Origin of the sequence: Clostridium sp. FP2, assembly GCF_011065955.2 — a bacterium.
Lineage (GTDB): Bacteria > Bacillota > Clostridia > Clostridiales > Clostridiaceae > Clostridium_AD > Clostridium_AD tagluense.
Genome location: NZ_JAAMNI020000001.1, coordinates 546,573 through 572,673, shown reverse-complemented (window position 1 = coordinate 572,673; position 26,101 = coordinate 546,573). Strand labels below are relative to the sequence as shown.

General features: G+C 30.7%; 28 protein-coding genes, 1 pseudogene and 2 riboswitches. Of the genes and pseudogenes, 10 read left to right on the top strand and 19 right to left on the bottom strand.

The window, feature by feature from the left end; translation table 11 throughout:
• Positions 1–117: 117 nt before the first annotated feature.
• The 6 genes from G9F71_RS02765 to G9F71_RS02740 all read right to left on the bottom strand — a co-directional run bounded on the left by G9F71_RS02765 (position 118) and on the right by G9F71_RS02740 (position 5,449).
• Positions 118–426 (bottom strand): zf-HC2 domain-containing protein, encoded by a 309-nt coding sequence (locus G9F71_RS02765; protein ID WP_164950984.1) that lies wholly within the window; start codon positions 424–426, stop codon positions 118–120.
• Positions 423–944, bottom strand: a complete 522-nt coding sequence (locus G9F71_RS02760; RefSeq protein WP_164950985.1) for an RNA polymerase sigma factor — start codon at positions 942–944, stop codon at positions 423–425. Before G9F71_RS02760 ends, G9F71_RS02765 begins: the two co-directional genes overlap by 4 nt.
• A gap of 19 nt (positions 945–963) precedes the next feature.
• Entirely contained in the window at positions 964–1,272 is a 309-nt protein-coding gene (locus G9F71_RS02755; RefSeq protein ID WP_164950986.1) for a zf-HC2 domain-containing protein, read from the bottom strand.
• Positions 1,265–3,283 carry a hypothetical protein gene (locus tag G9F71_RS02750; protein ID WP_164950987.1) on the bottom strand — a complete coding sequence of 673 codons (2,019 nt, stop codon included), beginning with the start codon at positions 3,281–3,283 and terminating at the stop codon, positions 1,265–1,267. Before G9F71_RS02750 ends, G9F71_RS02755 begins: the two co-directional genes overlap by 8 nt.
• Positions 3,284–3,496: 213 nt before the next feature.
• Positions 3,497–3,913 (bottom strand): hypothetical protein, encoded by a 417-nt coding sequence (locus G9F71_RS02745; protein WP_164950988.1) that lies wholly within the window; start codon positions 3,911–3,913, stop codon positions 3,497–3,499.
• A gap of 141 nt (positions 3,914–4,054) precedes the next feature.
• Complete coding sequence (locus G9F71_RS02740; RefSeq protein ID WP_164950989.1) at positions 4,055–5,449, bottom strand: L,D-transpeptidase family protein; 1,395 nt, start codon at positions 5,447–5,449, stop codon at positions 4,055–4,057.
• 206 nt (positions 5,450–5,655) lie between these two features.
• Between G9F71_RS02740 and G9F71_RS02735 the strand changes: the two genes are divergently transcribed.
• The 5 genes from G9F71_RS02735 to G9F71_RS02715 all read left to right on the top strand — a co-directional run bounded on the left by G9F71_RS02735 (position 5,656) and on the right by G9F71_RS02715 (position 9,550).
• Positions 5,656–6,588, top strand: coding sequence for a fused DSP-PTPase phosphatase/NAD kinase-like protein (locus G9F71_RS02735; protein ID WP_164950990.1), 933 nt, complete (start codon positions 5,656–5,658; stop codon positions 6,586–6,588).
• The gene (locus tag G9F71_RS02730) at positions 6,581–8,134 is read left to right on the top strand and encodes a GxGYxYP domain-containing protein (RefSeq protein WP_164951068.1); all 1,554 of its coding nucleotides are present in this window, start codon (positions 6,581–6,583) and stop codon (positions 8,132–8,134) included. The genes G9F71_RS02735 and G9F71_RS02730 overlap by 8 nt, the downstream gene beginning before the upstream one ends.
• A gap of 516 nt (positions 8,135–8,650) precedes the next feature.
• Positions 8,651–8,791, top strand: a complete 141-nt coding sequence (locus G9F71_RS02725) for a hypothetical protein (RefSeq protein WP_164950991.1) — start codon at positions 8,651–8,653, stop codon at positions 8,789–8,791.
• Positions 8,792–8,799: 8 nt separating this feature from the next.
• The gene (locus tag G9F71_RS02720) at positions 8,800–9,099 is read left to right on the top strand and encodes a hypothetical protein (RefSeq protein ID WP_164950992.1); all 300 of its coding nucleotides are present in this window, start codon (positions 8,800–8,802) and stop codon (positions 9,097–9,099) included.
• Complete coding sequence (locus G9F71_RS02715; protein WP_164950993.1) at positions 9,092–9,550, top strand: hypothetical protein; 459 nt, start codon at positions 9,092–9,094, stop codon at positions 9,548–9,550. Before G9F71_RS02720 ends, G9F71_RS02715 begins: the two co-directional genes overlap by 8 nt.
• Here G9F71_RS02715 and G9F71_RS02710 read toward each other — a convergent pair.
• Positions 9,525–9,704 (bottom strand): annotated as a pseudogene (locus G9F71_RS02710) (SHOCT-like domain-containing protein); the annotation flags it as partial. The gene G9F71_RS02715 and the pseudogene G9F71_RS02710 sit on opposite strands and share 26 nt — an antisense overlap.
• 27 nt (positions 9,705–9,731) lie before the next feature.
• Here G9F71_RS02710 and G9F71_RS02705 point away from each other — a divergent pair.
• From G9F71_RS02705 to G9F71_RS02690, 4 genes are all read left to right on the top strand, one after another.
• Positions 9,732–9,866 carry an HTH domain-containing protein gene (locus G9F71_RS02705; protein ID WP_164950994.1) on the top strand — a complete coding sequence of 45 codons (135 nt, stop codon included), beginning with the start codon at positions 9,732–9,734 and terminating at the stop codon, positions 9,864–9,866.
• Positions 9,867–10,062: 196 nt separating this feature from the next.
• Positions 10,063–10,413, top strand: a complete 351-nt coding sequence (locus G9F71_RS02700; RefSeq protein ID WP_202017966.1) for a DUF2178 domain-containing protein — start codon at positions 10,063–10,065, stop codon at positions 10,411–10,413.
• Positions 10,414–10,426: 13 nt separating this feature from the next.
• The gene (locus G9F71_RS02695) at positions 10,427–10,639 is read left to right on the top strand and encodes a helix-turn-helix transcriptional regulator (RefSeq protein WP_164950995.1); all 213 of its coding nucleotides are present in this window, start codon (positions 10,427–10,429) and stop codon (positions 10,637–10,639) included.
• Between the two features lie 59 nt (positions 10,640–10,698).
• Positions 10,699–10,914 (top strand): hypothetical protein, encoded by a 216-nt coding sequence (locus G9F71_RS02690; protein WP_202017968.1) that lies wholly within the window; start codon positions 10,699–10,701, stop codon positions 10,912–10,914.
• A gap of 183 nt (positions 10,915–11,097) precedes the next feature.
• Here the strand turns inward: G9F71_RS02690 and G9F71_RS02685 are convergent, their stop codons facing one another.
• The 5 genes from G9F71_RS02685 to groES form a co-directional block, all read right to left on the bottom strand.
• Entirely contained in the window at positions 11,098–11,475 is a 378-nt protein-coding gene (locus G9F71_RS02685; protein WP_164950996.1) for a phage integrase SAM-like domain-containing protein, read from the bottom strand.
• 133 nt (positions 11,476–11,608) lie between these two features.
• Positions 11,609–13,144 (bottom strand): glutamine-hydrolyzing GMP synthase, encoded by a 1,536-nt coding sequence (guaA, locus tag G9F71_RS02680; RefSeq protein ID WP_164951071.1) that lies wholly within the window; start codon positions 13,142–13,144, stop codon positions 11,609–11,611.
• Positions 13,145–13,176: 32 nt separating this feature from the next.
• Positions 13,177–14,631: an IMP dehydrogenase gene (guaB, locus tag G9F71_RS02675; RefSeq protein ID WP_164950997.1), complete on the bottom strand. Its 1,455-nt coding sequence runs from the start codon at positions 14,629–14,631 to the stop codon at positions 13,177–13,179.
• 349 nt (positions 14,632–14,980) lie between these two features.
• A riboswitch (purine riboswitch) is annotated at positions 14,981–15,078 on the bottom strand.
• A 182-nt stretch (positions 15,079–15,260) separates the two neighbouring features.
• Complete coding sequence (gene groL / locus G9F71_RS02670; protein ID WP_164950998.1) at positions 15,261–16,889, bottom strand: chaperonin GroEL; 1,629 nt, start codon at positions 16,887–16,889, stop codon at positions 15,261–15,263.
• A gap of 116 nt (positions 16,890–17,005) precedes the next feature.
• On the bottom strand, positions 17,006–17,293 hold the full coding sequence (gene groES / locus G9F71_RS02665; RefSeq protein ID WP_164945202.1) for a co-chaperone GroES: 288 nt from the start codon (positions 17,291–17,293) through the stop codon (positions 17,006–17,008).
• Between the two features lie 319 nt (positions 17,294–17,612).
• On the opposite strand from groES, the gene G9F71_RS02660 reads away from it, so the two are divergent.
• Entirely contained in the window at positions 17,613–18,269 is a 657-nt protein-coding gene (locus G9F71_RS02660; RefSeq protein ID WP_164950999.1) for a TIGR01906 family membrane protein, read from the top strand.
• A 33-nt stretch (positions 18,270–18,302) separates the two neighbouring features.
• Here the strand turns inward: G9F71_RS02660 and G9F71_RS02655 are convergent, their stop codons facing one another.
• From G9F71_RS02655 to G9F71_RS02625, 7 genes are all read right to left on the bottom strand, one after another.
• Positions 18,303–19,016, bottom strand: coding sequence for a TVP38/TMEM64 family protein (locus G9F71_RS02655; RefSeq protein WP_164951000.1), 714 nt, complete (start codon positions 19,014–19,016; stop codon positions 18,303–18,305).
• 86 nt (positions 19,017–19,102) lie between these two features.
• Positions 19,103–19,984, bottom strand: a complete 882-nt coding sequence (locus G9F71_RS02650) for a DNA-3-methyladenine glycosylase family protein (protein WP_164951001.1) — start codon at positions 19,982–19,984, stop codon at positions 19,103–19,105.
• A gap of 19 nt (positions 19,985–20,003) precedes the next feature.
• Entirely contained in the window at positions 20,004–20,417 is a 414-nt protein-coding gene (locus G9F71_RS02645) for a C-GCAxxG-C-C family (seleno)protein (protein ID WP_164951002.1), read from the bottom strand.
• A 330-nt stretch (positions 20,418–20,747) separates the two neighbouring features.
• Positions 20,748–21,788, bottom strand: a complete 1,041-nt coding sequence (gene gap, locus G9F71_RS02640; protein WP_164951003.1) for a type I glyceraldehyde-3-phosphate dehydrogenase — start codon at positions 21,786–21,788, stop codon at positions 20,748–20,750.
• A gap of 342 nt (positions 21,789–22,130) precedes the next feature.
• Entirely contained in the window at positions 22,131–23,513 is a 1,383-nt protein-coding gene (gene gltA / locus G9F71_RS02635; protein WP_164951004.1) for an NADPH-dependent glutamate synthase, read from the bottom strand.
• Positions 23,513–24,382, bottom strand: coding sequence for a sulfide/dihydroorotate dehydrogenase-like FAD/NAD-binding protein (locus G9F71_RS02630; RefSeq protein WP_164951005.1), 870 nt, complete (start codon positions 24,380–24,382; stop codon positions 23,513–23,515). The genes gltA and G9F71_RS02630 overlap by 1 nt, the downstream gene beginning before the upstream one ends.
• A gap of 138 nt (positions 24,383–24,520) precedes the next feature.
• A riboswitch (glycine riboswitch) is annotated at positions 24,521–24,624 on the bottom strand.
• Between the two features lie 285 nt (positions 24,625–24,909).
• Entirely contained in the window at positions 24,910–26,076 is a 1,167-nt protein-coding gene (locus G9F71_RS02625; RefSeq protein WP_164951072.1) for an iron-containing alcohol dehydrogenase, read from the bottom strand.
• Positions 26,077–26,101 lie beyond the last annotated feature (25 nt).

The following is a 26,101-nucleotide window of genomic DNA, read 5'->3' as shown; positions in this document are numbered from 1 at the left end:
AGTAGGATATAAAAGTTGAAAATTGTTAAAATGTAAATACTACTAGTTCAAATAATTATATATTCATTTAGAAAACAAGTATAACCACCCTTCGTAAAGGGTGGTTATACTTGTTTTTCACATTTTAAAAATCATACCAATAGAAATAGTTATTATATATACCATTAAGAAAATAGCCACACTCCTTAATATAAGATTGCCATAATATTTCATCCAAAATTCATGCTCTATATCAAGTTTATAACTATCTACAGGCTCAACTAATCCTACAACTTCCTTGAGTCCAATATCTTCATGCATATCATCATAAAGTATTTTACACTCAGAACAGTTTTTAAGATGCTCTTCTAATAACTTAACGGTTTCTGCCCTGCATAGTTTTTCTTCATAAAGCGGTAGCAAGTCTCTAATTACACTGCACTTCACAGTAAATCACCTTCTTTTTCAAAGAATGTTTTGAACTGAATTCTGGCTCTATAAATAGTAATCTTAACCTTAGATAAATTCCAATTTAAAGTATTAGCTATCTCCTCATAGGATAGTTCATTAAGTTCACATAGAATTAATACTGTTCTATATTCCTCTTTTAATTTATATAAAATTTTTGTTACTTGCTCAGTGTTTTCTTTGTTTTCTATAATAGCTTCTGGGTTACCGTCTATTGCCACTAAAGAACTAATTATATTTTGCTCCAAGGGAACACTCTCGATTTTTATCTCTTTTCTATACCAGGATACATATACATTATGTGCTATGCTATAGATCCAAGTTTTTATAGAAGACCTGCCCTCATAAGAACTAAGTCCTTTAAATGCCTTTAAAAACACTTCCTGGCAAAGTTCTTCGGAAACATGACAATTAGTTGTTTGGTAATATAAATATTTATAAATATCTACCCTATGTTTTTTATAAATATCCTCTAGTGTCTTTACTTGCTCATTCATAAAATTGCACTCCTATACTTCATACGAATATCCATATTGATGTCCATATGGCCAGCATTATTACTGCTACCAAACCAAGTGCTATAAATATTCTAGCCTTTTTTATTGCTTTTTTATCTTCTTCAAATATTGAAGTATCCACCTGGATAATATGACTGGTTTCCTTAAGATCACTGTCTCCCTTGTAACTTTTTATCCATATACAACAATCCTCGCACTCTTGTATATGCCTATCCATCCACAGCCTTGTTTCATCCTCAACCATTCCATCTATATAGGAAGGATATAAGTCTTTAAATGCAGAACATATATTTTTATCTCTATTCATTTCTTAACCCTCCCCTATAGTTTTGAAGAGCATTAATCTCTCCATTATTTACATCAACAAAATATATATGATGTTCACTACTCATATAAGGCATTATAACGACCATCCACTTTAGCTTAGTATCACCACTGGGCTGTAATTCTTCAATAAGTTTAGCTCTTTTGGTATATATATTAAAGAATTTGTATTTATTAGTTACTAGCTTAAGGGCTTGATTTTGGGAAACTTTAAATTCTTTTCCGTTGTATACCCTTCTATTTCCATAGCTAAATTGTCCATAAGAACTAAGTTTACCCCGATTATCTAGACTGATATCTATTTCACTAATTACTCCTTCGTTTTCATTTATAAATGAGTAGGAAGCATATCCATTATCTTTATTATTAAGTATATATTTACTTTTCTCATTGTTTGGAATTATTTTTTCATACAACTCTAGGACTTTGTCTTGATACTTTTCGTATAGGGCTTTATCAAATTCTACCCTACTTCGTCTATCACGCTGAAAACTTCGCACAGTACCATCTTTAATATCTAACATTAGATAATTACCATTATCACAGATTATATTCAATGTATTATATTTGCAATAAGATATGAAACCAGATAAACCGTCTAATGCATAAGTTGGGACTTTTTCTCCAAGCTTTCCATACCATGTGCTTATACTTTTTTCAATTACATTTTCATTTATTTTAATTTCCTTATAATCTTTTAAATCTAGTAAGTTACCAAACCCAAGCATATCACTAAGTTTTCCATTTTTAAACCAACTAATTTCTAGATTGTTTGAATCCTCTAAGTTATCTGATTTGCCATTAGAAAATTTATTTTTAATTACCACTTCATATTTGTTATCTTTCTCTTGAATATTCATTTCTGTTTTTTTAGCTTCATAAGTGTAGCCACATTGTTTTAAAAAATAAATTGTTTTATCCTTAACTTCATGAAGTTTTAATGTACCGGGTTCCTTAGCTTTCTTTGGATTACTATTATGAATTTGAGATACTTTTCCTGTACCCTCACTGACATCCACTTTATAGTCACCTAGAATAATATAGAAAAAATTATAAAAATCCATTGAGGTTACTGAATTTAATGCAAATTTACTTTTATCATCTCCTAATGCAGTTCTAGCTGCCTTTTCAGCCTCTTGCACTGTAGCTAACTTGATACTTTTGTTGAATAACATGTAAACCGTGCTACTCTCATTGCTTCTTATTGGATTAATTCCACAAAAGGTTAATCCAAATATAACAACTACTAAAATAAATGTTGATGAACATAGCTTTAACCCATTCCATAAAGCCTTTGTACTTTTAACTTTTATGTGCTCCACTATATGCCTTGAGCATTCATATAGTCCTAGCAATAATAGAAATATAGCCAGAGCATAAGGGAATTCAGATTTCAAATAAGATAAAATACTTACTTCGGGAATTGCCACTAGAAAAAATATAACATACCATTTTATGTTTTGTTTCCAGTAGACTTGAAAAAACAGAAAAATCATTAAAACCATAATAATCAGCAGTACTAAATATAAAAGACTGGTTAAATCAAATCCTTCTTTTGGTAAATAAATTGCTGCTGAGGTAAAAGCATATATAACCGGTATACTTACCATGGCTATATCGAAACTGTAAAAAAAGCCTCTGAATTTATTTATACCTATTGTAAGAACATCATAAACCCCAACTACAAGAATATAGGCAAAGAATACATATTTTGAAAGCTGAACCATGGCATACTCTTTCCCTTCAGAATAATCCATTAGCGGGCTTATTTTAGCGTGATGAGCAAATTCTATTGTAAACCCTATAAACATTAAAACCCTTATAGCTACACCTAACCAAGGCATATATTTTTCGTAAAGCTGTGATTTGAAAAACAGATAATAAAGGGATAATATAGCTGTTAAAACAAGACATATCCCTATTAACTTAATTGAAAAATCACTTAATATAACTAAGTTTTGAAAGTGCTCCATTATTTTTTGTAAGAATGCCATATATATAAAATCTCCTTTTCATTTATTGATATTAATTTTTTTCGAAGCTTCTTATTTATAGACGCAAAAATCAAAAAAAAGTTACACTACAAAAATAGCAATTTAGTAAGTTAATATTCAACCATAGGAGGTGAGAGCATAAAAAAAAGATTCAGCCTAAGCCAAACCACTTTATATAATAATTACTAATTGTTGAATATCTATTCTTATACATTATTCTTTATATTTCTCAATATATTCTAGAAGTGCCATGCTAACTAAATCCATGCTTTTATAGTCTTTATATGTCTGGGTAAAATCCTTAAACTGCTCCCAAACTTCTGAATACAATCTAATAGTAGTTGTGGTTTTAAATTCCCCATTAAGCATATCTTCATCAATTTTTAGTTCTTGTTTTTGTGGTACATCAATTATAATTTTGTAATCTGTTATTTTCTCTTCTGTTTCAGTTTTATTTGCTACTTTTTTCTTTTCTTTTACAAAGTCATAAGCTGAATCAATAGCTTCCTCTATACTATCCGAATTAAAGCTCATACAAGGTGTTTCATCATCTAAAGTTAAACAAAATTTAGAACTTGATTGGATTTTCACCTTATATCCAGCATCTATTAGCTTTTCTAATTTATTCATTTTTCACACACCCTTCAAATATATATTTATTTTTAAATACTTTTTAAATACATTCTTCAATTTGCTACCTAATATTTATATATTTATTATGCCATACTTTAATATATATTATGTTTTATAATCATCTTCTTATAAATAGTTTTATTCTTCATAACAAATAATCGGAGTTCCCTCTTCTATATTATCAAAAATTGCTTTAGCCAAATATATTGGAGCATTTATGCATCCATGACTTCCTCTTCTCTTATATATCTCTCCTCCAAAAGAATATCTCCAGCTTGCATCATGTATTCCTATATTCCCGAAAAAAGGCATCCAATAAGTTACTGGAGCTTCATAACCAGGTCCAGTTAATGTTGCTCCCTTTTGTTTATAATTAAGCATATAAGTTCCAAGGACAGTAGAACGTCCTCTATTTGGATTCCCTGTGACGATAGAACCTTGTGTTATAAGCTCTCCATTTTTATAAAACCATAAATGCTGCCTTGTTATATTAACTTCTACATAAGTATTGCCTATTTCATTTTCCGCCCTATATAAAGCCTTATTAGTATATATAGGTTCTTTTTCAAATACATTACCAAGTTTTATATTTTCTAATAATGCTTCTGTTTCAGCCTCACGATTAATTTTCCATCCATAAAGTCCACCGCTAACTTCTACTATTTTTCCCATAGAGGTTTTAAATTTTCTTGCAATTCCAACGGTATCATATTTTTTACTTAATTTTTTAACATATTTCATAACTGCTATTTTGCTTATGACCGTTTCTAAATTTTTATCAATACTAAGCCACTCATTTATTATATTTCCATCTAATATTTCCTTTTCACTCCCAAATTTATAAGTGATTTTTGCTTTCACATACTCATTTAGTAAATTCTTAGTAACAAGCGCTTTATAAGAACTTAAAGTGTACCTTGGATTTTCATAACAACGGGTTTCATTTAAATCTAATTTTCTTACTCCTTTTAATATGCCCATTTCTATATTTTCATATAATTTATCTTTAATTATCTTATTTCCATATACTTCTTCAATGACTTTATAGGAACCATTTATATACTTAAAGCTTACATTCTGAGGTTCTATAATATCTGCAGTTAAACAATTTAATCCATTTATCTTATTTTTTAAATTATCTTTATTGTAAACAAATAAATCTTCAACATAATATTTTTGATCCTTTAGTAATGAAATTATCCATTTAAAAGAGTTTCGCCCTGGATAAACTTTATCAATACTATTTTTTTCATTGTACTCCATTCCTATATCTCTTCCTATTATCTCTTCTATTTCCCCATTTCTTTCTGCTAACTGTAACTTATAATCTATAACATATCCTCTAATTGCATCCTCTGTATCTTCATGTGCTTTTAATGACACATCTACCCCATTTATTACCGTATTAAAAAAGAAATGCTTAGAAAAGTATAGGGAAATAATTAAATATATTAGTAAAATTGAAGCTATGAAAATAATAACATTTCCTGTCCCCTTGCTTCTAAAAAGCTTTTTTATATCAACATTCTTCATACCGATTTATACCTTTCATCTAAAATTTAAATATTATAACTAGTTTATAATATGTTTGTATTTTTGATTTTAAAACTAAAGATGTAGATAGTAAGTCTGAAATTTGTTTTTATCTGTTACTTCAAACATAGATTTAATTTGGAACCAGTACCAAAACATTTCTTTAGCATAATATATTGTAATATTATATTTTTTGGAGGTTTTATATGTATACCAGGTATCCTTATTTCTATAACATGCTGAAATTAAATAAATATATGCAGGTGAACAATGAAATTATGTTTGCCAATATGATAAGGTGTTATGATAAAAACATATCTCCTAGAGAAGTAAAAAGTGGAATGAACCAGGCTTCTGAAGTGGCCTTAAATGACAACAATATAAATCTTGTTTCAGATTCTCAAAATTATAATGACATGCCAAAACATTTTCGTAAATCTTCTGATTTAATAAATACGCAAAGCAATAAAGAATTAAATCTTAGTGGATTAAACACATTAAACATTTCTGGTAGTCAACAATTTTCCAAGTTCAATTTACCTCATATAATAGATAGTATAGGGGCCTCATTACCTATAACAGTTATTGACTTAAGACAAGAATCACACGGATTTATTAATGGAACTCCTGTTAGTTGGACTAATGCAAGAAATGATGCTAACATAGGTTTAACAATGGGTCAAGTTTTATTAGACGAATATATTAAACTAAGTAGTATTAAATTAGGTGTGCCTATTACTTATTATAATCATCCCAATATAACTATAGTTCCAAGAGAAGTTGAAGATGAAGATTATCTTGTTAATTCTAAATCACTATCATATATTCGCATCCCCGTTACTGATGGGAAGGTGCCATCAGATGACATGGTCGATTACTTTGTTGCGTTAGTAAAGATACAACCTAAAAATACCTGGCTTCATTTTCACTGCAAACAAGGAATAGGAAGGACTACTACCTTCATGATTATGTATGATATGCTTAAAAATTCCCACCAAGTTGCAGCTGATGATATTATAAATAGGCAACTATTATTAGCAAATTTTGATGAGAGTCATATTAAATCTTTTAACAATAATGAAAGAATTAATTTTTTGCAAAACTTTTATAAATATTGCAAGGAAAATATTGATGATTAATATTACATGGAGTGATTGGAGAAAAACTCTCGATACTAATAATTATATAAAAAATCCTACAATTCCAACTTATTTATATGTTGTTTCTCAAAACTCAATGACGTCTAGTGAAAGAACAATGATAACTACTCTTCAAGGGTTGGTTAATAGTCATTCCTCATCTCAAATATATACACTTAACACCTCACAACCAGATTATCAAATATGGCTAGATGATTTAAAAAATAGATATGGAATTTCATATGAAAATGTCTCAGAGCCATGGAGATTATTAGATATATTTAAAGATTATATAGATGGATATGTACTTTATAATAATAAATCTCTGAAAGATCCTTCAATAAATAATGCTTGTTCACTTGCCTCATTAAATAATTGCATTGCAGTTGATGAAGTTATCCAAGATAAAGTACGCACCTATGGTATCACAAATATTAAAGGTGACTGTAGGAACACAGATGAAGCCTGGGCTTACAATAATTTATGGAATTCTGGACTCAACCATTCCATAGTAATTGAGTTATCTCCAGGCAAAGCTTCCGCGTTAAGAGATTATGCCATAATGACCAAATCACTAGTATTTTATGAGGATAAAATTAACGATACATCTCTTCGCGATAAAATATTTTCTTCCATGGAAAATGACTCCATTTGCCTCGGTTGGGGACCAGATGAATTTATTAATGTTAGTACAACCTCAAAATATGGTATTAGTATGGTTGCTGCAGATTGGTCTTATAATTTAACTGTTTTAAGTTCATTTCCTTCATTACCAATGACTCAAAAAACGTTAATGAATGTTCTAAGTAAAGAAAATGTTCATAATGTAACATTTATTATGTCTGATGGGGATAATGAGCAGTGGAACCTTGGAACTAATTATGGTTCTCACAAATGGTATGGTTCCCCTTATAAGGGTAGATTCAATTTGGGTTGGTCCTTAAGTCCATCCTTATATTACCTAGCGCCTACTGTATTTAACTTATATTATGAGAGTGCAGCTCATGGTTCTACTAATGATTATTTTATAGTACCACCATCTGGAAATGGCTATATGTACCCAAGTAAATTTGATAAGAATACGCTTGGAATGTATATTAATAGATTAAACGATTATATGGAAAAGGTAGATCAGAGCTATATAGCAATTATTGATGACTCCTCTTTTCACAATAATGAGCTTTGGAGTAAATTTACTGTTAAGCCTAATATTCGCGGACTCTTTTATCTTGATTATCATAGGCATGACAACTATCATGGAGAAATTATTTGGTCAAATAATAAGCCTATAGTGTCCTGTAGAGATTTACTTTGGGATAGTCTGGAAAGTGAAAATGAGTTAGTGGAAAATATTAATAAACGGATTAACTCTGGGCAAGTAGATATTAATAATGCTAATAGTTATACCTTTGTTTATGTTCATGTTTGGAGCAAAAGCCTTAGTAATATTGAAAGGGTTGTAAATAAACTAAAGGAAAATTCTAAAGTGAGAATAGTCACACCTGAAACATTTATGGAACTTATAAAGACGAATGTTAAGCAGTAGTTATTCCATTGTCTCATTATATCCTCATAGCTACGCCCAAATCTATCTAGCAATTTAATTATTAAAAAGCAAAAAGAGTATCTATGACATTTCTCTTTATAGAAAATATCATAGATACTCTTTTTTATAACATTTTATTGATATTGCTAGGTTTATAATTCTTTATCTTATTCCCACTCAATAGTTGAAGGTGGCCTATGAGATTTTCATGAAAAAAGAATAGCAACGTTTTTAAATTCGCTCGAAAGTAATGAGGAGTTTACTATTTGGAAAAACAAAGACATCAGTAAAAAAGTTAGCATATATGGTTCTACTGGCGATTTAAGCGCATACCTATTTAACATAACTAATAAAAATGATATTATTGGATATGTTTTACTAAGACCATCAGACAATCAAATTTTAGAATACGCTTTAGGGGAATCACCTTACAACAGGTACTTAGAAAGCTATATTTCCACAAAATTTAAAAATACTAATAAAAAACAAAAAACATTAATTTATGATGGGCCTTCTATGTATGGTGTTAAAATGGAAGAATCTTTTGTGTATGGTGTTAAAATAGAAGATACATCTCAAAAAGAAGAAACTTTCTATTTTACAAACGACGCAAGTGTTGATTTGAATATTGACACAAGTAGTGGCGTAAAGAAATAAAGAATCTAATGGGGACGTTTAGCGTAATTGTTGGTGATGCTACAATTATAGATGGCTATATTAATGGATTACAATCCTATTTTACAACTAGAGGTTATGGTTTCGCTTCAGTACTTATGACTAAGAATTATGTTAACCTTAAATCTCAAATCAATGCTAACAATCCTGGTACTATCTTATATCGGGGTCATAAAACAGCAGACAAAGTGTATGGTTATCATTCTGTTGTATTTAATGGCTATACAGAAAATTATGATACAAATGAATCTTATTATATTATTAAAGTATTTTGGAGGTTATATGAATAAAAGATTAATTATACTACTTGTATGTTTTATACTTTTTCTGATACTCATTCCAACATTGTTTTATAAGCCTTTAGTTGGTATCAATACGTATATAAAAACTGATATAAAAAAAATAGATTCTATTACTAATTCAGTTGCAGGTCAGCCCTTAGTTTTAGTAGTAGGCGTAACTAAAAATGGTCTAAGAAAAGGTGCATGGTTCGATAGAAGAAGCTTTATTAACTTTGATCTTGTTGTTGAATCCAATTTAGAAAATTCAATATCTAAAGAAGAAGCCTTAGCTATAATTAAAGAAAATCAATTATTACACACTGTTAGCTATATGCAGCTACAATATTTTAATATTCATAGTGCCACTTTTAAAATTACTGAAGGCCCGTATTGGTTTGCTGTTGATACAGCTTTTGGATGTGGTAATGGAGATGCTAGGTATGTTTATATTGATCAATGATAAGTTTAGCTGTCTCCAAATCTATTTTCTCATCCAATGCAAGTTCTTTGATAAAAGATGTAAAAGGTTCATTAAATTTTTTATCGTTAATTTCAATTTTTTGAATAAGTTTATCTAAACGAAGCCTTACCGTTGGATAAGAAACTTCATAAAGTCAATTGATAAAGGCGGTCAATCAGCAGTGGCTAAAGAGTTTAATGTTAGCCGTGATACTATAAGGAATGGGATCCATGAGCTGAAGTCTGGAATTATAATTGTTGATGCCTTTAATGCAAGAGGTCGCAAGAATATTGAAGAAGAACTACCTACAAATTAAACAATAAAATAAATAAAATAATTTTTTTCTTGACATTTACTCCAAGACAGCGTAATATGAAGTTAAGTTCACATGAAACAAACTTCATATGAAGTTAATTTCACATTATACTATATTAGGAGCGATTTGTATGAAAAATAAATTTACACAGCTTTATTTATTCTCATTAGTAATTCTTACAATGGGAGTTTTTGAAATGATTTTCAATTACACCAAAACTAATACTACAGATGAATTGTATTTTGGTATTATAAATTTATTCGTAGGATCAATGCTTTTAGTTTACACTATAATTCATCATGTTAAATGTAATGCCAATCGCAAACAGTTGGAAAGTGAACTATCAAAGCAATATGATGAGAGAGATGATTTAATAGACGGAAAAGCTTCTCTCTTTACCATGAATACTTTAATGATTGTGATTTTACTTATGATGTTTCTTTTAAGATGGATCTCCATCCCAACAGATACTACTTTATTTATCATTATAATATTTTGTATGATTACTAACGGATTAGCTAAAAAATATTATAATCATTTTCTTTAATTAGGAGAACTGTATGAAAAATAGAGTAAAAGAATTGCGTTTAGAACATGGAATAACACAACAAGACTTAGCTGATAAAGTATGCGTATCTTCAAGAACAATTATATCTTTAGAAAAACAACAATATAATCCATCTGTTTTACTAGCATATAAAATATCTTCAGTTTTTAAATTACCAATTGAAGAAACTTTTATATTTGAAGAAGAGGACCAATTACAAGAATAGTATGTAATGGAATTGTTGGCAAAAATACAAATAATAATCAATAAACGGAGGAAAATATTATGATAATTTTAAAACTGTTTGCTATAATTTTTGGAGTGCTTTTAGTATTATGGGGAAGGTATCAGATGAAAAAAGAGAACATTTTGGTAGGAAAGTCCCAAAGAAAAAATAATATTTTTTACTTGTTATTAATGGGAGAAGCTTCTGGACTAGGACAATTTCTAGGTGGAATTATAATGATACTTATAGGAGTTGTATCCCTTTTTATTAAATAGTTTGTGAATTTAATGAGTTAGGCTGTATTTTAAAGTTTAGCTCCTTTTTATTTATAGCAGTTTTTCATAAATTTTTACAAGTGTAATAAAATTATTACATCAGTTTTATGTATTTCAAAAACCTATAGAAAAAGTTATGTAATTAATAATTAAATTACTCTTAAATCATTAATTTAATACGAATTAACTCACTGTAAATTTACAGTGAGAGGTGATATTTTGAAAATCACTTAAATAGGCTCTTTTAGAGCCAAACTTTAAAATAGGACTTATATTGTGTAAATAACTATTAATCGTCACACCATTGGTTAAACCTTTTCCATCTCGCATATATAAAATGTAATTCTCTAAAGTTTGTTGATTGATAATATTACATAAAGTGTTCTCACCAATAAATTGCATGAAATATTTATTGTGATAATGATAACTTTTTAGTGTATATTTACTTCTTCCTTTAATTTTTGCAGATAATACAAGTTCCTCAAATAATTCCTTGTAAGTTTTTTTACATTCCTGCCTCTGCTTGAATAATTGAGTACCTTTGACTTCTCCATACTTCACCTTTAAACTACCTCCTTTTTAAGACACAAAAACACGAAAAAGTGCCTTAGATTTATCTTCATTAAAAAATAAATCTAAGACACTTTTTATTTTATATAAACATTGGCATTACTGCATCTAGAAGTGGTTTATTCTATTCCCACTCAATTGTTGAAGGTGGTTTTGAGGTAATATCATAAACAATTCTGTTTACCCCTTTAACTTCATTAACAATCCTTCTAGATACCTTATCTAATACTTCATATGGTATCCTAGCCCAATCTGAAGTCATTCCATCTGAGCTAGTTACAGCCCTTAGAGCAACTGTATGACAATAAGTTCTCTCATCTCCCATAACTCCAACGGACTTAATGTTAGGCAGACATGCAAAGTATTGCCATATTTCACTTTCTAGTCCTGCTTTAGCTACTTCATCTCTGAATATCGCATCAGCTTCTCTAGTTATAAATAATTTTTCATCTGTTATCTCTCCAAGTACTCTTATAGATAAACCTGGTCCTGGGAATGGCTGTCTCCATACTAGGTAATGAGGAATTCCAATTTCTTCTCCAACTGCTCTAACCTCATCTTTAAATAATTCACGCAGTGGCTCTATTAGTTCAAAATGCATATCTTCTGGAAGTCCTCCAACATTATGATGACTCTTTATAGTAGCTGAAGTCGCAGTACCACTTTCAACTACATCAGGATATATTGTTCCTTGCACAAGAAAATCTAATTGTCCGAGTTTATTAGATTCTTCTTCAAAAACTCTTATAAATTCTTCTCCAATTATCTTTCTCTTTTGCTCTGGATCACTTATACCTTTAAGCTTACCTAAGAATCTATCTTGAGCATTAACTCTTATTATATTCATATCAAATTCGCCTTTGAATATTGTTTCAACTTGGTCTCCTTCATCTTTTCTGAGTAGACCGTGATCTACGAATACGCAAGTTAACTGCTTTCCTATGGCTTTATGTACAAGCATTGCAGCAACTGAGGAATCCACTCCTCCAGAAAGAGCACAAAGCACCTTTTTATCTCCAACTAGTTCTTTTATAGCTTTTATTTTTTCCTGCGCAAAAGATGACATTGACCAATCACCCTTAACTTCGCATACATCATATAAGAACTTTCTAATCATTTCTTCACCAAAAAGAGTATGTTTTACTTCTGGGTGAAATTGAACTCCATAGAGCTTTTTAGAAACATTAGCCATAGCAGCTACAGGACAATCTTTAGTAGTTGCTATTATATCAAATCCTTCTGGTACTTTAGATATATGGTCTGTATGACTCATCCAGCATTGGTTTTCGTCTATTCCTGCAAAAATAATAGCATCCTTGCTTAGGTCAACTTCTATTTTGCCATATTCACGAACATCAGGTGTTATAACTTTCCCACCAAAAGTTTGTGCCATTAATTGAGCACCATAGCATATTCCTAAAATGGGAACACCCATCTCAAATATTTCTTTTTCCACTTTTGGAGCACCGCTGGCGTATACACTATTAGGACCGCCAGTGAATATTATTCCTTTTGGATTCATATTTTTTATTTTTTCCGCTGAAAATGTGTATGGTATTATCTCACAGTAAACATTATTTTCTCTAACTCTTCTTGCAATAAGTTGGTTATATTGACCACCAAAGTCAACTACTAATATTAATTCTCTATTATTCAATATTTTTTCCTCCTTGTAGGCTTAAGGTTTTTTCCTTAGTTATTTACGCTATAATTTGGTGCTTCTTTTGTAATGTGTACGTCATGTGGATGACTTTCTCTTAGTCCTGCTGAGCTTTGAATAACAAAGGTTGAAGTCTCAAATAATTGTTCTAGAGTTGCTGATCCTAAATATCCCATTCCTGAACGTATACCACCAATCAGTTGATATATAGTTTCTACAACGTCTCCTTTAAATGGTATTCTTCCTTCTACTCCTTCTGGCACTAACTTTTTATTTCCTTCTTGGAAATACCTATCCTTGCTTCCGCAAGCCATAGCAGCTAGTGAACCCATGCCTCTATATACCTTATAGCTTCTTCCTTGATAGATTTCCATTTCACCTGGTGCTTCAGTGCATCCTGCAAACATAGATCCCATCATAACTACTTTAGCTCCCGCGGCTAGGGCCTTAACTATGTCTCCTGAATATTTTATGCCACCATCTGCAATTACAGGTACTCCGTATTTATTTCCCTCTTCTACGCAATCCATAACTGCTGTGAGTTGTGGAACTCCTACTCCAGCTACAATCCTTGTAGTACAAATTGATCCAGGACCTATGCCTACTTTTATACAGTCAGCTCCTGCCTCAATTAAATCGCGGGTTGCCTGCGCCGTAGCAATATTTCCTGCTATTATTTGAAGTTCTGGGTAAACAGATTTTATTTTCCTTACTGCGTCCATTACTCCTGAAGAATGACCATGAGCTGTATCTAGAGTTACTACATCTACTCCAGCCTTTACTAATGCTGTTACTCTCTCCATCATATCTGCTGTTACACCAACAGCTGCCCCACATAATAATCTTCCCCTAGAATCCTTTGCAGCAATAGGGAATTTTATAGTTTTCTCTATATCTTTTATTGTGATAAGTCCTCTTAAATTGTTTTCACTATCTACTAAAGGTAATTTTTCTATTTTATGTTTTTTAAGAAGTTGTTTAGCCTCTTCCATACTTGTTCCTTCTGATGCAGTAATTAAATTTTCACTTGTCATTATATCTTTGATTTTTTTACTATAATCAGTCTCAAAAACTATATCTCTATTAGTAATTATTCCAACCAATTTACCCTTTGTTGTAATTGGAACTCCTGATATTCTATATTTACTCATTAATGCTAGTGCATCTTCTAGAAGATTATCTGGTGATAGAAAGAAAGGGTCTGTAATTACGCCATTTTCTTGTCTTTTTACTCTGTCAACTTCAACGGCTTGTCTTTCAATACTCATGTTCTTATGTATAATTCCTATTCCGCCTTCTCTAGCCATAGCAATAGCCATTCTAGACTCAGTAACAGTATCCATACCTGCACTAATTAGAGGTATATTAAGTTTTATTTTTTTTGTAAGGTAAGTAACTAAGCTAACATCTCTAGGTAATACCTCTGACTTATTTGGAACTAGCAATACATCATCAAATGTATATGCTTGTTTTAGTATCTTTGCCATTTAATCAACATCCTTTCAGAATTCTATTTTAAATTTATAAAATTAGGTTTAAGACTCATATCCATTTAGGATATTTGTAATTCACCTTTATAATTAGCATAAAAATACTTATATATACCATATTTTTAAAATATGATAGCTTCAAACTCTTAAAATATGGGGTAAATTAAAAGTTTAAAGCTATCTAGCAAGAGCTGCTAAGCTATAGAGAGCTACTAATATTCTCTCTTTGTATAGTTTTGTGACTGCAAAATAAAATTTTGCACTCACAACTCTACATAAGCTGCAAAGCATAAAAAGGCATACCAATCCTACTTTGACTAAAGTAAAATTAGCATGCCTAAAGTAAGCTCACACTAAAATTACTCATAGTAGTCAATTTGCGGCTGACCGTAGATACTCCTTGCCATATTCAAGGGATATATGAGTGACGCTATTGTTTTTAAAGTTATTATTAATAATAGTAAATGTTTAAGAATTTGTCAATGACTATTTCTTACTAATTCTTAAAACTATTAGAAACATAGTTTTAATATTTAACGGAATAAAAGAATTAACTAGGTTAAGTCCTAGTTAATTCTTTTATTTTAATATATTTTCATTTAAAATTATTATTATTTAAATTACTTTTAGTACATTCCTTCCATTCCCATTCCTGGTCCGCCGCCCATTGGAGCTGCATTTTTTTCTGGAATGTCTGCTACTGCAACTTCTGTTGTTAAGAATGTTGCTGCAACAGATGCCGCGTTTTGTAGTGCTGATCTTACAACTTTTGTTGGATCTACAATTCCCGCTTTTATCATGTTTACCATTTCTCCACGTAATGCATCATATCCAACTTCTCCAGCGCTTTCTCTTACTTTTTCTATTATAACTGAAGCTTCTGCGCCAGCATTTGTAACTATTTGTCTTAATGGTTCTTCTAATGCTCTTTTAATTATGTTGATACCCACTTGAACATCTGCTATATCTGATGTTAATTTGGCAATCTCTAAAATAGCATTAATATAAACTGTTCCACCACCAGGTACGATTCCCTCTTCAACTGCTGCTTTTGTAGCTGCAAGAGCATCTTCTATACGGAGTTTCTTTTCTTTAAGTTCTGTTTCAGTAGCAGCTCCAACTTTTATTACAGCTACTCCACCTGCAAGTTTAGCAAGTCTTTCTTGCAATTTTTCTCTATCAAAATCTGATGTAGTTTCTTCAATTTGTCTCTTAATTTGAGAAACTCTATCATGTATTGAATCTTTTTCACCTTTTCCGTTTACTATTGTAGTGTTTTCTTTAGATATCTTAACACTTTCAGCTCTTCCAAGCATATCAACAGTAACATCTTTTAGTTCTCTTCCGAGTTCTTCACATATAACTTCTCCACCAGTTAAGATTGCTATATCTTGAAGCATTTCTTTTCTTCTATCACCAAAACCTGGAGCTTTAACAGCTACGCAAGTAAATGTTCCTCTTAATTTATTAACAACTAGTGTAGCTAATGCTTCACCTTCGATATCTTCAGCTATTATAAGTAGCTTTCTTCCTTGTTGAACAATTTGCTCAAGTATTGGAAGTATATCTTGTATGTTAGTAATTTTCTTGTCTGTTATTAAAATATAAGCTTCTTCAAGGTTTGCTTCCATTTTTTCAGGATCTGTAACCATATATGGACTTAAATATCCTCTATCGAACTGCATTCCTTCAACTACATCTAGCTCAGTGCCCATAGATTTTGATTCTTCTACAGTTATAACGCCTTCATTACCTACTTTTTCCATAGCATTAGCTATTAGAGTTCCAATTTCTTCATCACTAGCTGATATTGCAGCAACTCTAGCTATATCTTCTTTACCGTTAACTGGTTTAGAAGATTTTTTGATTTCTTCAACTGCTTTGTCCACAGCCATTTTTATACCAGTTCTTATTAGCATAGGATTGGCACCAGCTGTAACATTTTTCAAACCTTCTCTTATTATAGCTTGAGCAAGAAGTGTAGCTGTAGTTGTTCCATCTCCTGCTACATCATTTGTCTTTGTAGCAACTTCTTTAACAAGTTGTGCTCCCATATTTTCATAAGGATCTTCTAGTTCTATTTCTCTAGCTATAGTAACACCATCATTTGTTATTAATGGTGAACCAAATTTTTTATCTAAAATAACATTTCTTCCTTTGGGTCCTAGTGTAATTTTAACTGTATCCGCAAGCTTATCTACACCTCTTTGCATAGCTCTTCTTGCGTCTTCTCCAAATAATATATTTTTAGCCATTTTAAACCCTCCTATACGCTAATAATTAAATAATAATCTATCAACAATTAAACAATAATTTAATATTATTGTTTAATTGTTGGATTATCACTTAATCATTATTGCGTTTAATTAAATTATTTTTCAATTATAGCTAGTAATTCTTCTTGTTTTAATATGATATATTCAATCCCATCATATTTTATTTCGCTTCCTGAATATTTAGAGAATAATATTATATCCCCTACTGTAACTTCCATTTTAATTAGTTTTCCATCCTCAACTTTTCCTGGTCCTACAGCTACTACCTCAGCTTCTTGTGGTTTTTCCTTTGAAGCCCCTGCAAGAAGTATTCCACTTTTTGTAGTTTCTTCTGCTTCTAATCTTTTAATTAATACTCTATCACTAAGTGGTCTAATGTTCATTTTAAACCCCTCCTTATATATTTTTTGTTTTTGTTAGCACTCCGCACATCTGAGTGCTAATGTAACCTGTAACTAATATACTAATTAATAATGGATATAATATCAAATTCGTCTATTCTATATATTATACCATTTATAGCCAGATATTCAAACTATGTTTGTTTATCATGGAATTCTATAGTTTATCTCTCATTTACTTTATTTTTCTATAATTTGTATTCCTATTGCATTTTAACACCATTTAATATGCCTTATTTATAATTATAATCATTGAATATGCTTTAATATATTGTTAAAATTAATAACCAGAGGTGATTTTATGAATATAAAAACTTTTTTTGAATTCTCGTTAAAAACATTTTTTATTTTGTGTTTTACTTTTTCTTTTATAACCTTAAGCGTTTATTTCACTTTGCTTTTTAAGCCCTTATATTATATGGATATTAATGTTTTAAATATTGAAGATTCCACCAATTTAAATAAAGGGGAACTAAAAGCTAATTACGACTATTTAATTACATATTTAACCAAAAATACAAGTGAAGAATTCAATCTTCCAACACTTCCTTCATCTGATCATGGCAAAATTCACTTTAAAGAAGTTAAAGTAATATTTGATAAACTTAAGATAATGCTGTTTTTCTCCATATTAATAAGCATTTTAGGTGTATTAGTAAACAAGAGGAATAAAAAAATAAGATACTTGCTCCGCAGCTCCATAGTTTTAATAATAATACCAATAATGTTACTTATACCTTTTATAATTAATTTCGATAAAAGTTTCACTGTTTTTCATCAAATCTTCTTCAACAATGATTACTGGCTATTTGATGTTACAACTGACCCAATAATAACAATCCTTCCACAGGATTTTTTCTTTCATTGCTCACTATTAATAATTTTCTCCATTATTATAATCAGCATAACCTTAAGATGTATATATAAATCACAATACAAAAAACAGCATTCTTTATAAGAAGATATTATCAAATGCAATCTCCTTAATTTTTCAATAAGTTTTTTTCTTTTTAATAATAGCCTTGATTATTGCATTCCCTTTAAATATTCCTATTAGGGATAAAATAGTCATGGTTATGCCTATAGTTATTAAACTTGTAACATCCCATGCATATATTTTTTGTCCAAAGTAAGAAGATATAAAAATGCCTGGAATTCTACCTAAGGTTGAATATATAAAGAAATCTTTAAAAGAAATATCTGATACTCCACATATATATGCTAGGGCATCTTTTGGTATTCCTGGGATTAAATAAAATATAAATACAACAAATTTCTTACTTCCTGCTTTTAATATTTTTCTAAAAAATTTTACCTTCTTATTTAGTATCAATTTTTCTACAAGAAGCTTACCATAGTTATTAGATATAAAATATACTACTATACTTCCTAAGGTAATACCCATTAAAGATATTATTCCACCTAAGAAAGTACCAAAAATATATCCTCCAGCCACTTGTATAAATTCACCTGGAATAAAGAAAACGACAACTTGTATAACCTGCATCAGAATAAAAACTAAAATGCTGAAATTCCCATAAGAACGAATAACTTCTTTTAATATATTGGGATTCTTAAACATGTATGAATACTTGAAATAATATTCATATCCAATATATATGAAAAACAGCAAGACTGATGATAGTACTATATATTGTTTATATTTTGATAGCTTTATTGTGATAGAATTCCATATTATTTTCATTGTTTTTTATCCTCATCATTCTTATAAAATTCAACATTATTCCCTATACTTATCTACTATTAGTATTTTGCTTAATTTTTACTATTTTATTCAATTTTAATGTTATTTTCCCTTGCATAATAAAATAAATACTGTTGTGCGAACCCTGCCGTGTTTTCAAATTTATCTCTAGCAAAAATTCTTATTTTTGGTAGAGACACATCTGGTGCTAAGTAAAAAAATTGCATAGCTCTCTTAACCCATACATCCACTGGAAAAGCAGAATATTTTTGCATAGAAAATAACATGATACAATCAGAAACCTTTGGGCCAATACCATTAAGTTTTTTTAATTCTTCATGACAAACATCATCTTCCTGAGATTTAATAGATTCCAAATTCACTTCACCAGTATATACCCTATGCACTGTGTCTTTTACGTACTTAGACCTAAATCCTAGACCACAACTCTGAATATCTTCTAGTGACGCTCCTTCTAAATCTGCAGCAGCTGGAAAGGTGTAGTAGGTTTCGCCTTTATATTCTATTGCTTTCCCCCATTTTCTGCTCAAATTGTCTATTGCTCTTTTTATCATGGGGATTCTATTATTTGAAGAAATTATAAATGACATGGTAAGTTCAAAAGGCTCCTGTTGCAATAGTCTGATGCCATAGCCAAAATCAACGGATTTTTTAAGAAGAGGATCTTTCTGAAATTCATCTTTGATAACTGTATAATCTCTTTTAAGGTCAAAATAATCACACCAAAGTAGATTAAATTCTTCTTCATTTATATTATATATTTTTACCTGCATATTTTTCTTTTCTACTTCTATAACCTTGCCATATGCCACTCCTATATAGTTACCACTTGCTTGTTTGTTCCATCTAAAACATTGGCCGCATTCGAATATATGGTCTAGTTCAAAATTCTCTACATCTTTTATAATGATACCTTCATTAAATGATTCAATATTTTTGTAATCCATAATTTTCCCTTTCTTTAGTTCAGTTATTTATTTTTAATTCTCGTGTAACAATTTCATCTAATATCTCAGTAGCTGTTTCAATCATAACCCTGCAACCACTATCTTGCTTTTTATATTTTGCTTTAAGTAACCCACAATTATCTGTACCTAACTTTGCTTCAAACTTTTGGAAGAACTCCTGACATAGCTTCTTAACTCGCTCTCCTTCATGTGCTTTTTCTTTAGTGAATAATATACCTATAACTGAAAGTGAACCTGTTATAGCCCCACAAACGCTTTCAACACCCATTCCACCACCAAAGGATGACATAGCTTTAAATGTTTCACTTTTTAAATTCATATTATATTCATCACTAGCAGCATAAATCATCACCTCAGAACAACTTAAATCATATTCTTTAGTATAATATTTGTTTATTTTATCAATTAACATAAATATCGCCCCCATTGTTTAACCTTATTATATCAAATTATTATCACTTAGTTATGAATTTTTTGTGTTTTTTAATCCTTTTAGTGCTTTAATGTCAAATAGTTGTTAACCGTCCCTATGTTTTGCCCATTTTCCACTTAAGCAACTCCACAATTCACTGTTTAAAACTAGAAAAGGACGGTTAATAATTATTAACTAATAAACTAGTTAATAATTGTTAACCGTCCCCGTTTCTCCTACAAAAATCATTTATAAAATGCAGTTAATTTTCTCATTTGCTTTATAATGGTTAGAAATCATTCCTTCATTTTAGATACTAATCCTTAGCACCTATATTACCATTTTCATATTTTTTGTATTACTTATTTTACTTGCTACAAGATTTACTAAATCTACTGTTCTAGATGAATATCCCCATTCATTATCATACCATGCTAGTACCTTTAAAATGTTTTTGCCTATGACCATGGTTGAAAGTCCGTCAACTATAGATGATCTATCATCACCCTTATAATCTATAGATACTAATGGTTTTTCTGAATAACCTAATATACCTTTAAGCTCATGTTGCGATGCATATTGGAATGCACTATTTACTTGCTGCACAGTTACTTCCCTTGACATTTCACATATAAGCTCTGTTATAGACACTGCTGCGGTAGGTACCCTTAAAGATGAACCATTGATTTTGCCTTCAAGACTAGGAATTACTTTTGCAAGCGCTTTCGCAGCACCAGTAGTTGTAGGAATTATCGATTCCCCTGCTGCTCTAGCACGCCTTAGATCTTTATGAGTTTTGTCTAGTATTTTTTGATCATTAGTATATGAGTGTATTGTTGTCATACATCCATTAACTATACCAAATTGTTCATTTAATACTTTAGTAAAAGGTGCAAGGCAATTGGTAGTACAAGAAGCATTAGAAATAATATGATGTTTTTGAGGATTATATTTTTCATCATTAACTCCCATAACTATTGTTATATCCTCATTTTTTGCCGGTGCGGTAATTACTACCTTTTTAGCTCCTGCTTCAATGTGTTGCATAGCCTGCTCTCTCTTTGTATATATCCCTGTTGATTCTATAACAACATCTATGCCTAGTTGCTTCCAAGGCAAATTCTTAGCTTCTTTTTCATTAAACACTTTAATTTCTTTACCATTTATTATTAATGAGTTACCTTGCGTTTCTACTTTGCCTTTAAATGTTCCATAACAAGAATCATAGGTAAAAAGATGTGCAAGGGTTTCTACATCTGCTCTTGCATTTATAGCTACTATTTCTGCTCCCTCATGTAAATTATCTTGTGCAATTCTTAATACAACCCTTCCTATTCTTCCAAACCCATTTATAGCAATTTTTACACACATATTTACTCCTCCAATATACATCTTATTTTATGTATTGTGATACATTATTTCTTTATATAATTTTAAATACGCACATATTTTCAGCATTTAATATAGTTTTATATAATATATTAAACCGTTTACAATCAAATGTAATATATATAATTTTATGTGCTATACTATTTATATCAATGTACTACACTTTTGTCAATAGTGAATTTGTGAATATTTTTCTAAATATGTAATTATATATTCTATTAGCTACTTATTGCTTATGTTTGCTTTGATTATCTAAAAAAAATAAATATTAAAAAAACTCCATAAACTAAAGTTTATGGAGTTTTTTTAATATTTATTTTTTTATTAGTTTGTTAGCATTTCATTTATAGCTTTAGCAGCTTTTTTGCCTGCTTCCATTGCCAAAATAACTGTAGCAGCTCCTGAAACAGCGTCTCCACCAGCATATACATTCTTTTTAGAAGTTAAACCAGTTTCATCTTCTGCAACTATACACTTCCATTTATTAATTTCTAAACCTTCTGTTGTTGATGCAATTAATGGATTTGGTGATGTTCCTAGTGACATTATAACTGTATCTACATCAATTACAAATTCTGAACCTTTAATAGCTATAGGTCTTCTTCTACCTGAAGCATCTGGCTCACCAAGCTCCATTTTTATACAATTCATTCCTATAACATTTCCCGCAGCATCTCCTAGGATTTCAATTGGATTCACAAGTAAATCCATTATAACTCCTTCTTCTTTTGCATGATGCACTTCTTCAGCTCTTGCTGGAAGTTCTGATTCTGATCTTCTGTATACTATATGACCTTCTGCACCTAGTCTTACTGCTGTACGTACAGCGTCCATTGCAACATTACCTCCACCTACAACAGCAACCTTGTTGCCTGTTCTAATAGGGGTACGGTAACCCTCTTTATATGCTTTCATCAAATTGTTTCTAGTTAAATATTCATTAGCAGAGAATACTCCATTTAAATTTTCTCCCGGTATTCCCATGAACATTGGGAGTCCTGCACCTGAACCAATAAACACAGCAACAAAGTCTTCCTCCTCCATTAACTGATTTATTGTTACAGTTCTTCCCACAATAACATTTGTTTCTATTTTAACTCCTAATTTTATAACATTTTCAACTTCATGTTTAACAACTGTTCCTTTTGGTAATCTAAATTCTGGAATTCCATATACCAAAACTCCACCCGCTTCATGAAGTGCTTCAAAAATAGTTACATCATATCCATCTTTAGCTAAATCCCCTGCACATGTAAGTCCAGCAGGACCACTTCCTATTACAGCAACTTTCTTACCATTTTTAGGCTTTGTTTGTGAAATATCAACATTATGTACTCTTGAATAGTCACCTACAAATCTTTCAAGTTTACCTATAGCTACAGCTTCTCCCTTTATTCCCAGTATACATTTGCTTTCGCATTGAGTTTCTTGTGGACAGACTCTTCCACAAACAGCTGGCAATGCACTATATTTTGCTATTACTTTAACTGCCTCTTCAAATTCTCTATTCTTAACATGTTGGATAAACCCAGGAATATCTATGGCTACAGGACATTTAGTAACGCACTTTGGGTTTTTACAGTTTAAGCATCTTGCAGCTTCTTCAACTGCCTCATCTTCTGTATAACCTAGACATACTTCTTCGAAATTAGTTGCTCTTATTTTCGGATCTTGTTCTGCTATTTTCACTCTATTCATTTTACTCATTATTTAGTACCTCCTAATCCACAGCCTGGTTTAATGCCTTCATTTTTAGGAACTTCTTGCGTTTTGTACATTGTTTGTCTTCGCATTGCTTCTTCAAAATTAACCTTATGACCATCAAATTCTGGGCCATCAACGCAGGCAAACTTAGTTTCACCGTCTACAGTAAGTCTGCAAGCTCCACACATTCCTGTGCCATCTACCATAATAGGGTTCATACTTACAATAGTTGTTATTCCAAGTTCTTCAGTTAATTTACAAACAAATTTCATCATTATCATTGGTCCAATGGCAATAACTAAATCGTATTTTTTGCCTTCATTTTGAACTAAATCTTTTAATTTATTTGTAACAAGTCCCTTATATCCATAAGAACCATCATCAGTACATGGATAAACGTTGCCTGCTACACTCTTCATTTCTTCTTCCATAATCACATATTCTTCAGCCTTTGCGCCTATTATTACATCTGCTTTTACACCTTGCTCATTTAACCATTTAACTTGAGGATAAACTGGAGCTGTTCCAAGTCCACCTGCTATAAAAATAATTTTCTTATTCTTTAGTTCCTCAATGCTTTCACTCATTAATTCTGATGCTTGTCCAAGTGGTCCTACAAAATCTAAAAACGAGTCACCAACTTCATAGTTTTCCATTTCTTTTGTTGAGCAGCCTATTGTTTGAACTACAATAGTAACTGTACCTCTTTTAGTATCATAGTCAGAGATTGTAAGTGGTATTCTTTCACCTTTTTCGTCCATTTTGATAATTACAAATTGACCTGGTTTTGCTGATTTAGCTACTCTTGGTGCCTCAATATCCATTAAAAATATTTGAGGTGCTAATGCTCTTTTCTCAATGATTTTATACATTTTTATTCCTCCATATTCATATATGATTTTATATTTAATTTTTTGCAACATATTTATTAGTAAAACGATTGCAGGGCATCTTTGTATAGATACCTAAAGTAAATAGACAGGCAGTAAAGAGCATAGAAATACTAATGCTATTCACTACCTGTCCTTTTATCTGAAAGTTTCCTCAAAATAGTAAACTATTTGAGTTTCTTCTTCGATGCCCATATTAAATGGATCTCTCCAGGGACATGTCCAATTATTGTACTCTACCTGAAAGCTTCCGAGTAATTCTTAGCAAAATTTACTCGTTTCTTCTTCGGTTACCCCAAAGTATACGGGATATCTCCAACAATTATCATCCACCCATATTAAATTACATTTATAGTTTAAGTCTTTCTACGTATATAGTCAACATAAACTAGCTTATCTCCTATTTGTTTTTTCTATAAGTAGCATAAAAATAGCATAAATTTGCAACTTAAAATTATCTTTTAAAATTGCAAATTTATTCTATATTGCTTTATTCTAATCATTTAGGTCTAGAAATTAACTTTTTCTCCTGTAAATGTGCAAGTAAATACTTTTTTCATTTCATCCACATTTATTGATCTTGGATTAGATCCTGTGCATGCATCTTTTATAGCATTTTCAGCCATAAAATCTACATTTGCTTCAAATTCTTCTTTAGTTATTCCATATTCAGCTAAAGAACATGGTATATTCATAACTTTATTTAAATCTCTTATCATATTAGTTAATGAATCTATTAATTCATCTTGCGTATTTCCACTTAAACTTAAACTTCTTGCAATAACCGCATATCTATCTCCACAAGCTTTTTTGTTGAAATCTATAACATATGGAAGAAATATTGCGTTTGCGCAGCCATGAGGGATATGCAATACAGCACCTGTTTTGTGTGCCATACTATGAGCAATTCCTAGTAGTGCATTTGAAAATGCCATTCCAGCTAAGCATTGTGCAATGTGCATTTCATTTCTTGCCTGGTCATTTCCTTCAAAGGACTTTAATAAATTTTCTTTAATCATAGTTATAGCTTGCATTGCCAATGGGTCTGAAAAGCTTGAATGAAGTCCTGCTACATAAGCTTCAATTGCATGAGTTAATGCATCCATGCCCGTATGCGCTACTAATTTAGGTGGCATTGTTTGAGCCAGTGCAGGATCAACTATTGCTATATCTGGTGTTAAATTGAAATCTGCTAGTGGATATTTTATTTTTGCTTTATAATCGGTAATTACTGAAAATGCTGTAACCTCAGTTGCTGTTCCACTAGTTGATGGTATAGCTATAAATTTAGCTTTTTGTCTTAGTTCTGGAAGACCAAAAGGTATAACCGCTTGTTCAAAAGTAAATTCTGGATATTCATAGAAAATCCACATTGCTTTTGCTGCATCAATTGGTGAGCCCCCACCAATTGATACTATTAAGTCTGGCTCAAATTCTCTCATTACTTTTGCACCATTCATAACTGTTTCTACTGATGGATCTGGTTCTACTCCAGTAATATGCTTAACTTCAATTCCTGCTTCTTTTAAATAATCTTCAACCTTATCTAAAAATCCAAATTTTTTCATAGAGCTTCCACCAGTAACTATTACTGCTTTTTTACCCTTTATAGTTTTTAAAACTTCTAATGAATTTTCTCCAAAATAAATGTCTCTTGGTAGTGTAAATCTATTCATCATATTTCCCCCCTATTTATATATA

Excerpts from the sequence above, each read along its gene's own strand:
- G9F71_RS02760 (WP_164950985.1), bottom strand. The coding sequence starts at position 944 with ATGAATGAGCAAGTAAAGACACTAGAGGATATTTATAAAAAACATAGG.
- G9F71_RS02755 (WP_164950986.1), bottom strand. The coding sequence starts at position 1,272 with ATGAATAGAGATAAAAATATATGTTCTGCATTTAAAGACTTATATCCT.
- G9F71_RS02750 (WP_164950987.1), bottom strand. The coding sequence starts at position 3,283 with ATGGCATTCTTACAAAAAATAATGGAGCACTTTCAAAACTTAGTTATA.
- G9F71_RS02745 (WP_164950988.1), bottom strand. The coding sequence starts at position 3,913 with ATGAATAAATTAGAAAAGCTAATAGATGCTGGATATAAGGTGAAAATC.
- G9F71_RS02740 (WP_164950989.1), bottom strand. The coding sequence starts at position 5,449 with ATGAAGAATGTTGATATAAAAAAGCTTTTTAGAAGCAAGGGGACAGGA.
- G9F71_RS02735 (WP_164950990.1), top strand. The coding sequence starts at position 5,656 with ATGTATACCAGGTATCCTTATTTCTATAACATGCTGAAATTAAATAAA.
- G9F71_RS02730 (WP_164951068.1), top strand. The coding sequence starts at position 6,581 with ATGATTAATATTACATGGAGTGATTGGAGAAAAACTCTCGATACTAAT.
- G9F71_RS02725 (WP_164950991.1), top strand. The coding sequence starts at position 8,651 with ATGTATGGTGTTAAAATGGAAGAATCTTTTGTGTATGGTGTTAAAATA.
- G9F71_RS02720 (WP_164950992.1), top strand. The coding sequence starts at position 8,800 with ATGGGGACGTTTAGCGTAATTGTTGGTGATGCTACAATTATAGATGGC.
- G9F71_RS02715 (WP_164950993.1), top strand. The coding sequence starts at position 9,092 with ATGAATAAAAGATTAATTATACTACTTGTATGTTTTATACTTTTTCTG.
- G9F71_RS02700 (WP_202017966.1), top strand. The coding sequence starts at position 10,063 with ATGATTTTCAATTACACCAAAACTAATACTACAGATGAATTGTATTTT.
- G9F71_RS02695 (WP_164950995.1), top strand. The coding sequence starts at position 10,427 with ATGAAAAATAGAGTAAAAGAATTGCGTTTAGAACATGGAATAACACAA.
- G9F71_RS02690 (WP_202017968.1), top strand. The coding sequence starts at position 10,699 with ATGATAATTTTAAAACTGTTTGCTATAATTTTTGGAGTGCTTTTAGTA.
- guaB (WP_164950997.1), bottom strand. The coding sequence starts at position 14,631 with ATGGCAAAGATACTAAAACAAGCATATACATTTGATGATGTATTGCTA.
- groL (WP_164950998.1), bottom strand. The coding sequence starts at position 16,889 with ATGGCTAAAAATATATTATTTGGAGAAGACGCAAGAAGAGCTATGCAA.
- groES (WP_164945202.1), bottom strand. The coding sequence starts at position 17,293 with ATGAACATTAGACCACTTAGTGATAGAGTATTAATTAAAAGATTAGAA.
- G9F71_RS02660 (WP_164950999.1), top strand. The coding sequence starts at position 17,613 with ATGAATATAAAAACTTTTTTTGAATTCTCGTTAAAAACATTTTTTATT.
- G9F71_RS02655 (WP_164951000.1), bottom strand. The coding sequence starts at position 19,016 with ATGAAAATAATATGGAATTCTATCACAATAAAGCTATCAAAATATAAA.
- G9F71_RS02650 (WP_164951001.1), bottom strand. The coding sequence starts at position 19,984 with ATGGATTACAAAAATATTGAATCATTTAATGAAGGTATCATTATAAAA.
- G9F71_RS02645 (WP_164951002.1), bottom strand. The coding sequence starts at position 20,417 with ATGTTAATTGATAAAATAAACAAATATTATACTAAAGAATATGATTTA.
- gap (WP_164951003.1), bottom strand. The coding sequence starts at position 21,788 with ATGTGTGTAAAAATTGCTATAAATGGGTTTGGAAGAATAGGAAGGGTT.
- gltA (WP_164951004.1), bottom strand. The coding sequence starts at position 23,513 with ATGAGTAAAATGAATAGAGTGAAAATAGCAGAACAAGATCCGAAAATA.
- G9F71_RS02630 (WP_164951005.1), bottom strand. The coding sequence starts at position 24,382 with ATGTATAAAATCATTGAGAAAAGAGCATTAGCACCTCAAATATTTTTA.
- G9F71_RS02625 (WP_164951072.1), bottom strand. The coding sequence starts at position 26,076 with ATGAATAGATTTACACTACCAAGAGACATTTATTTTGGAGAAAATTCA.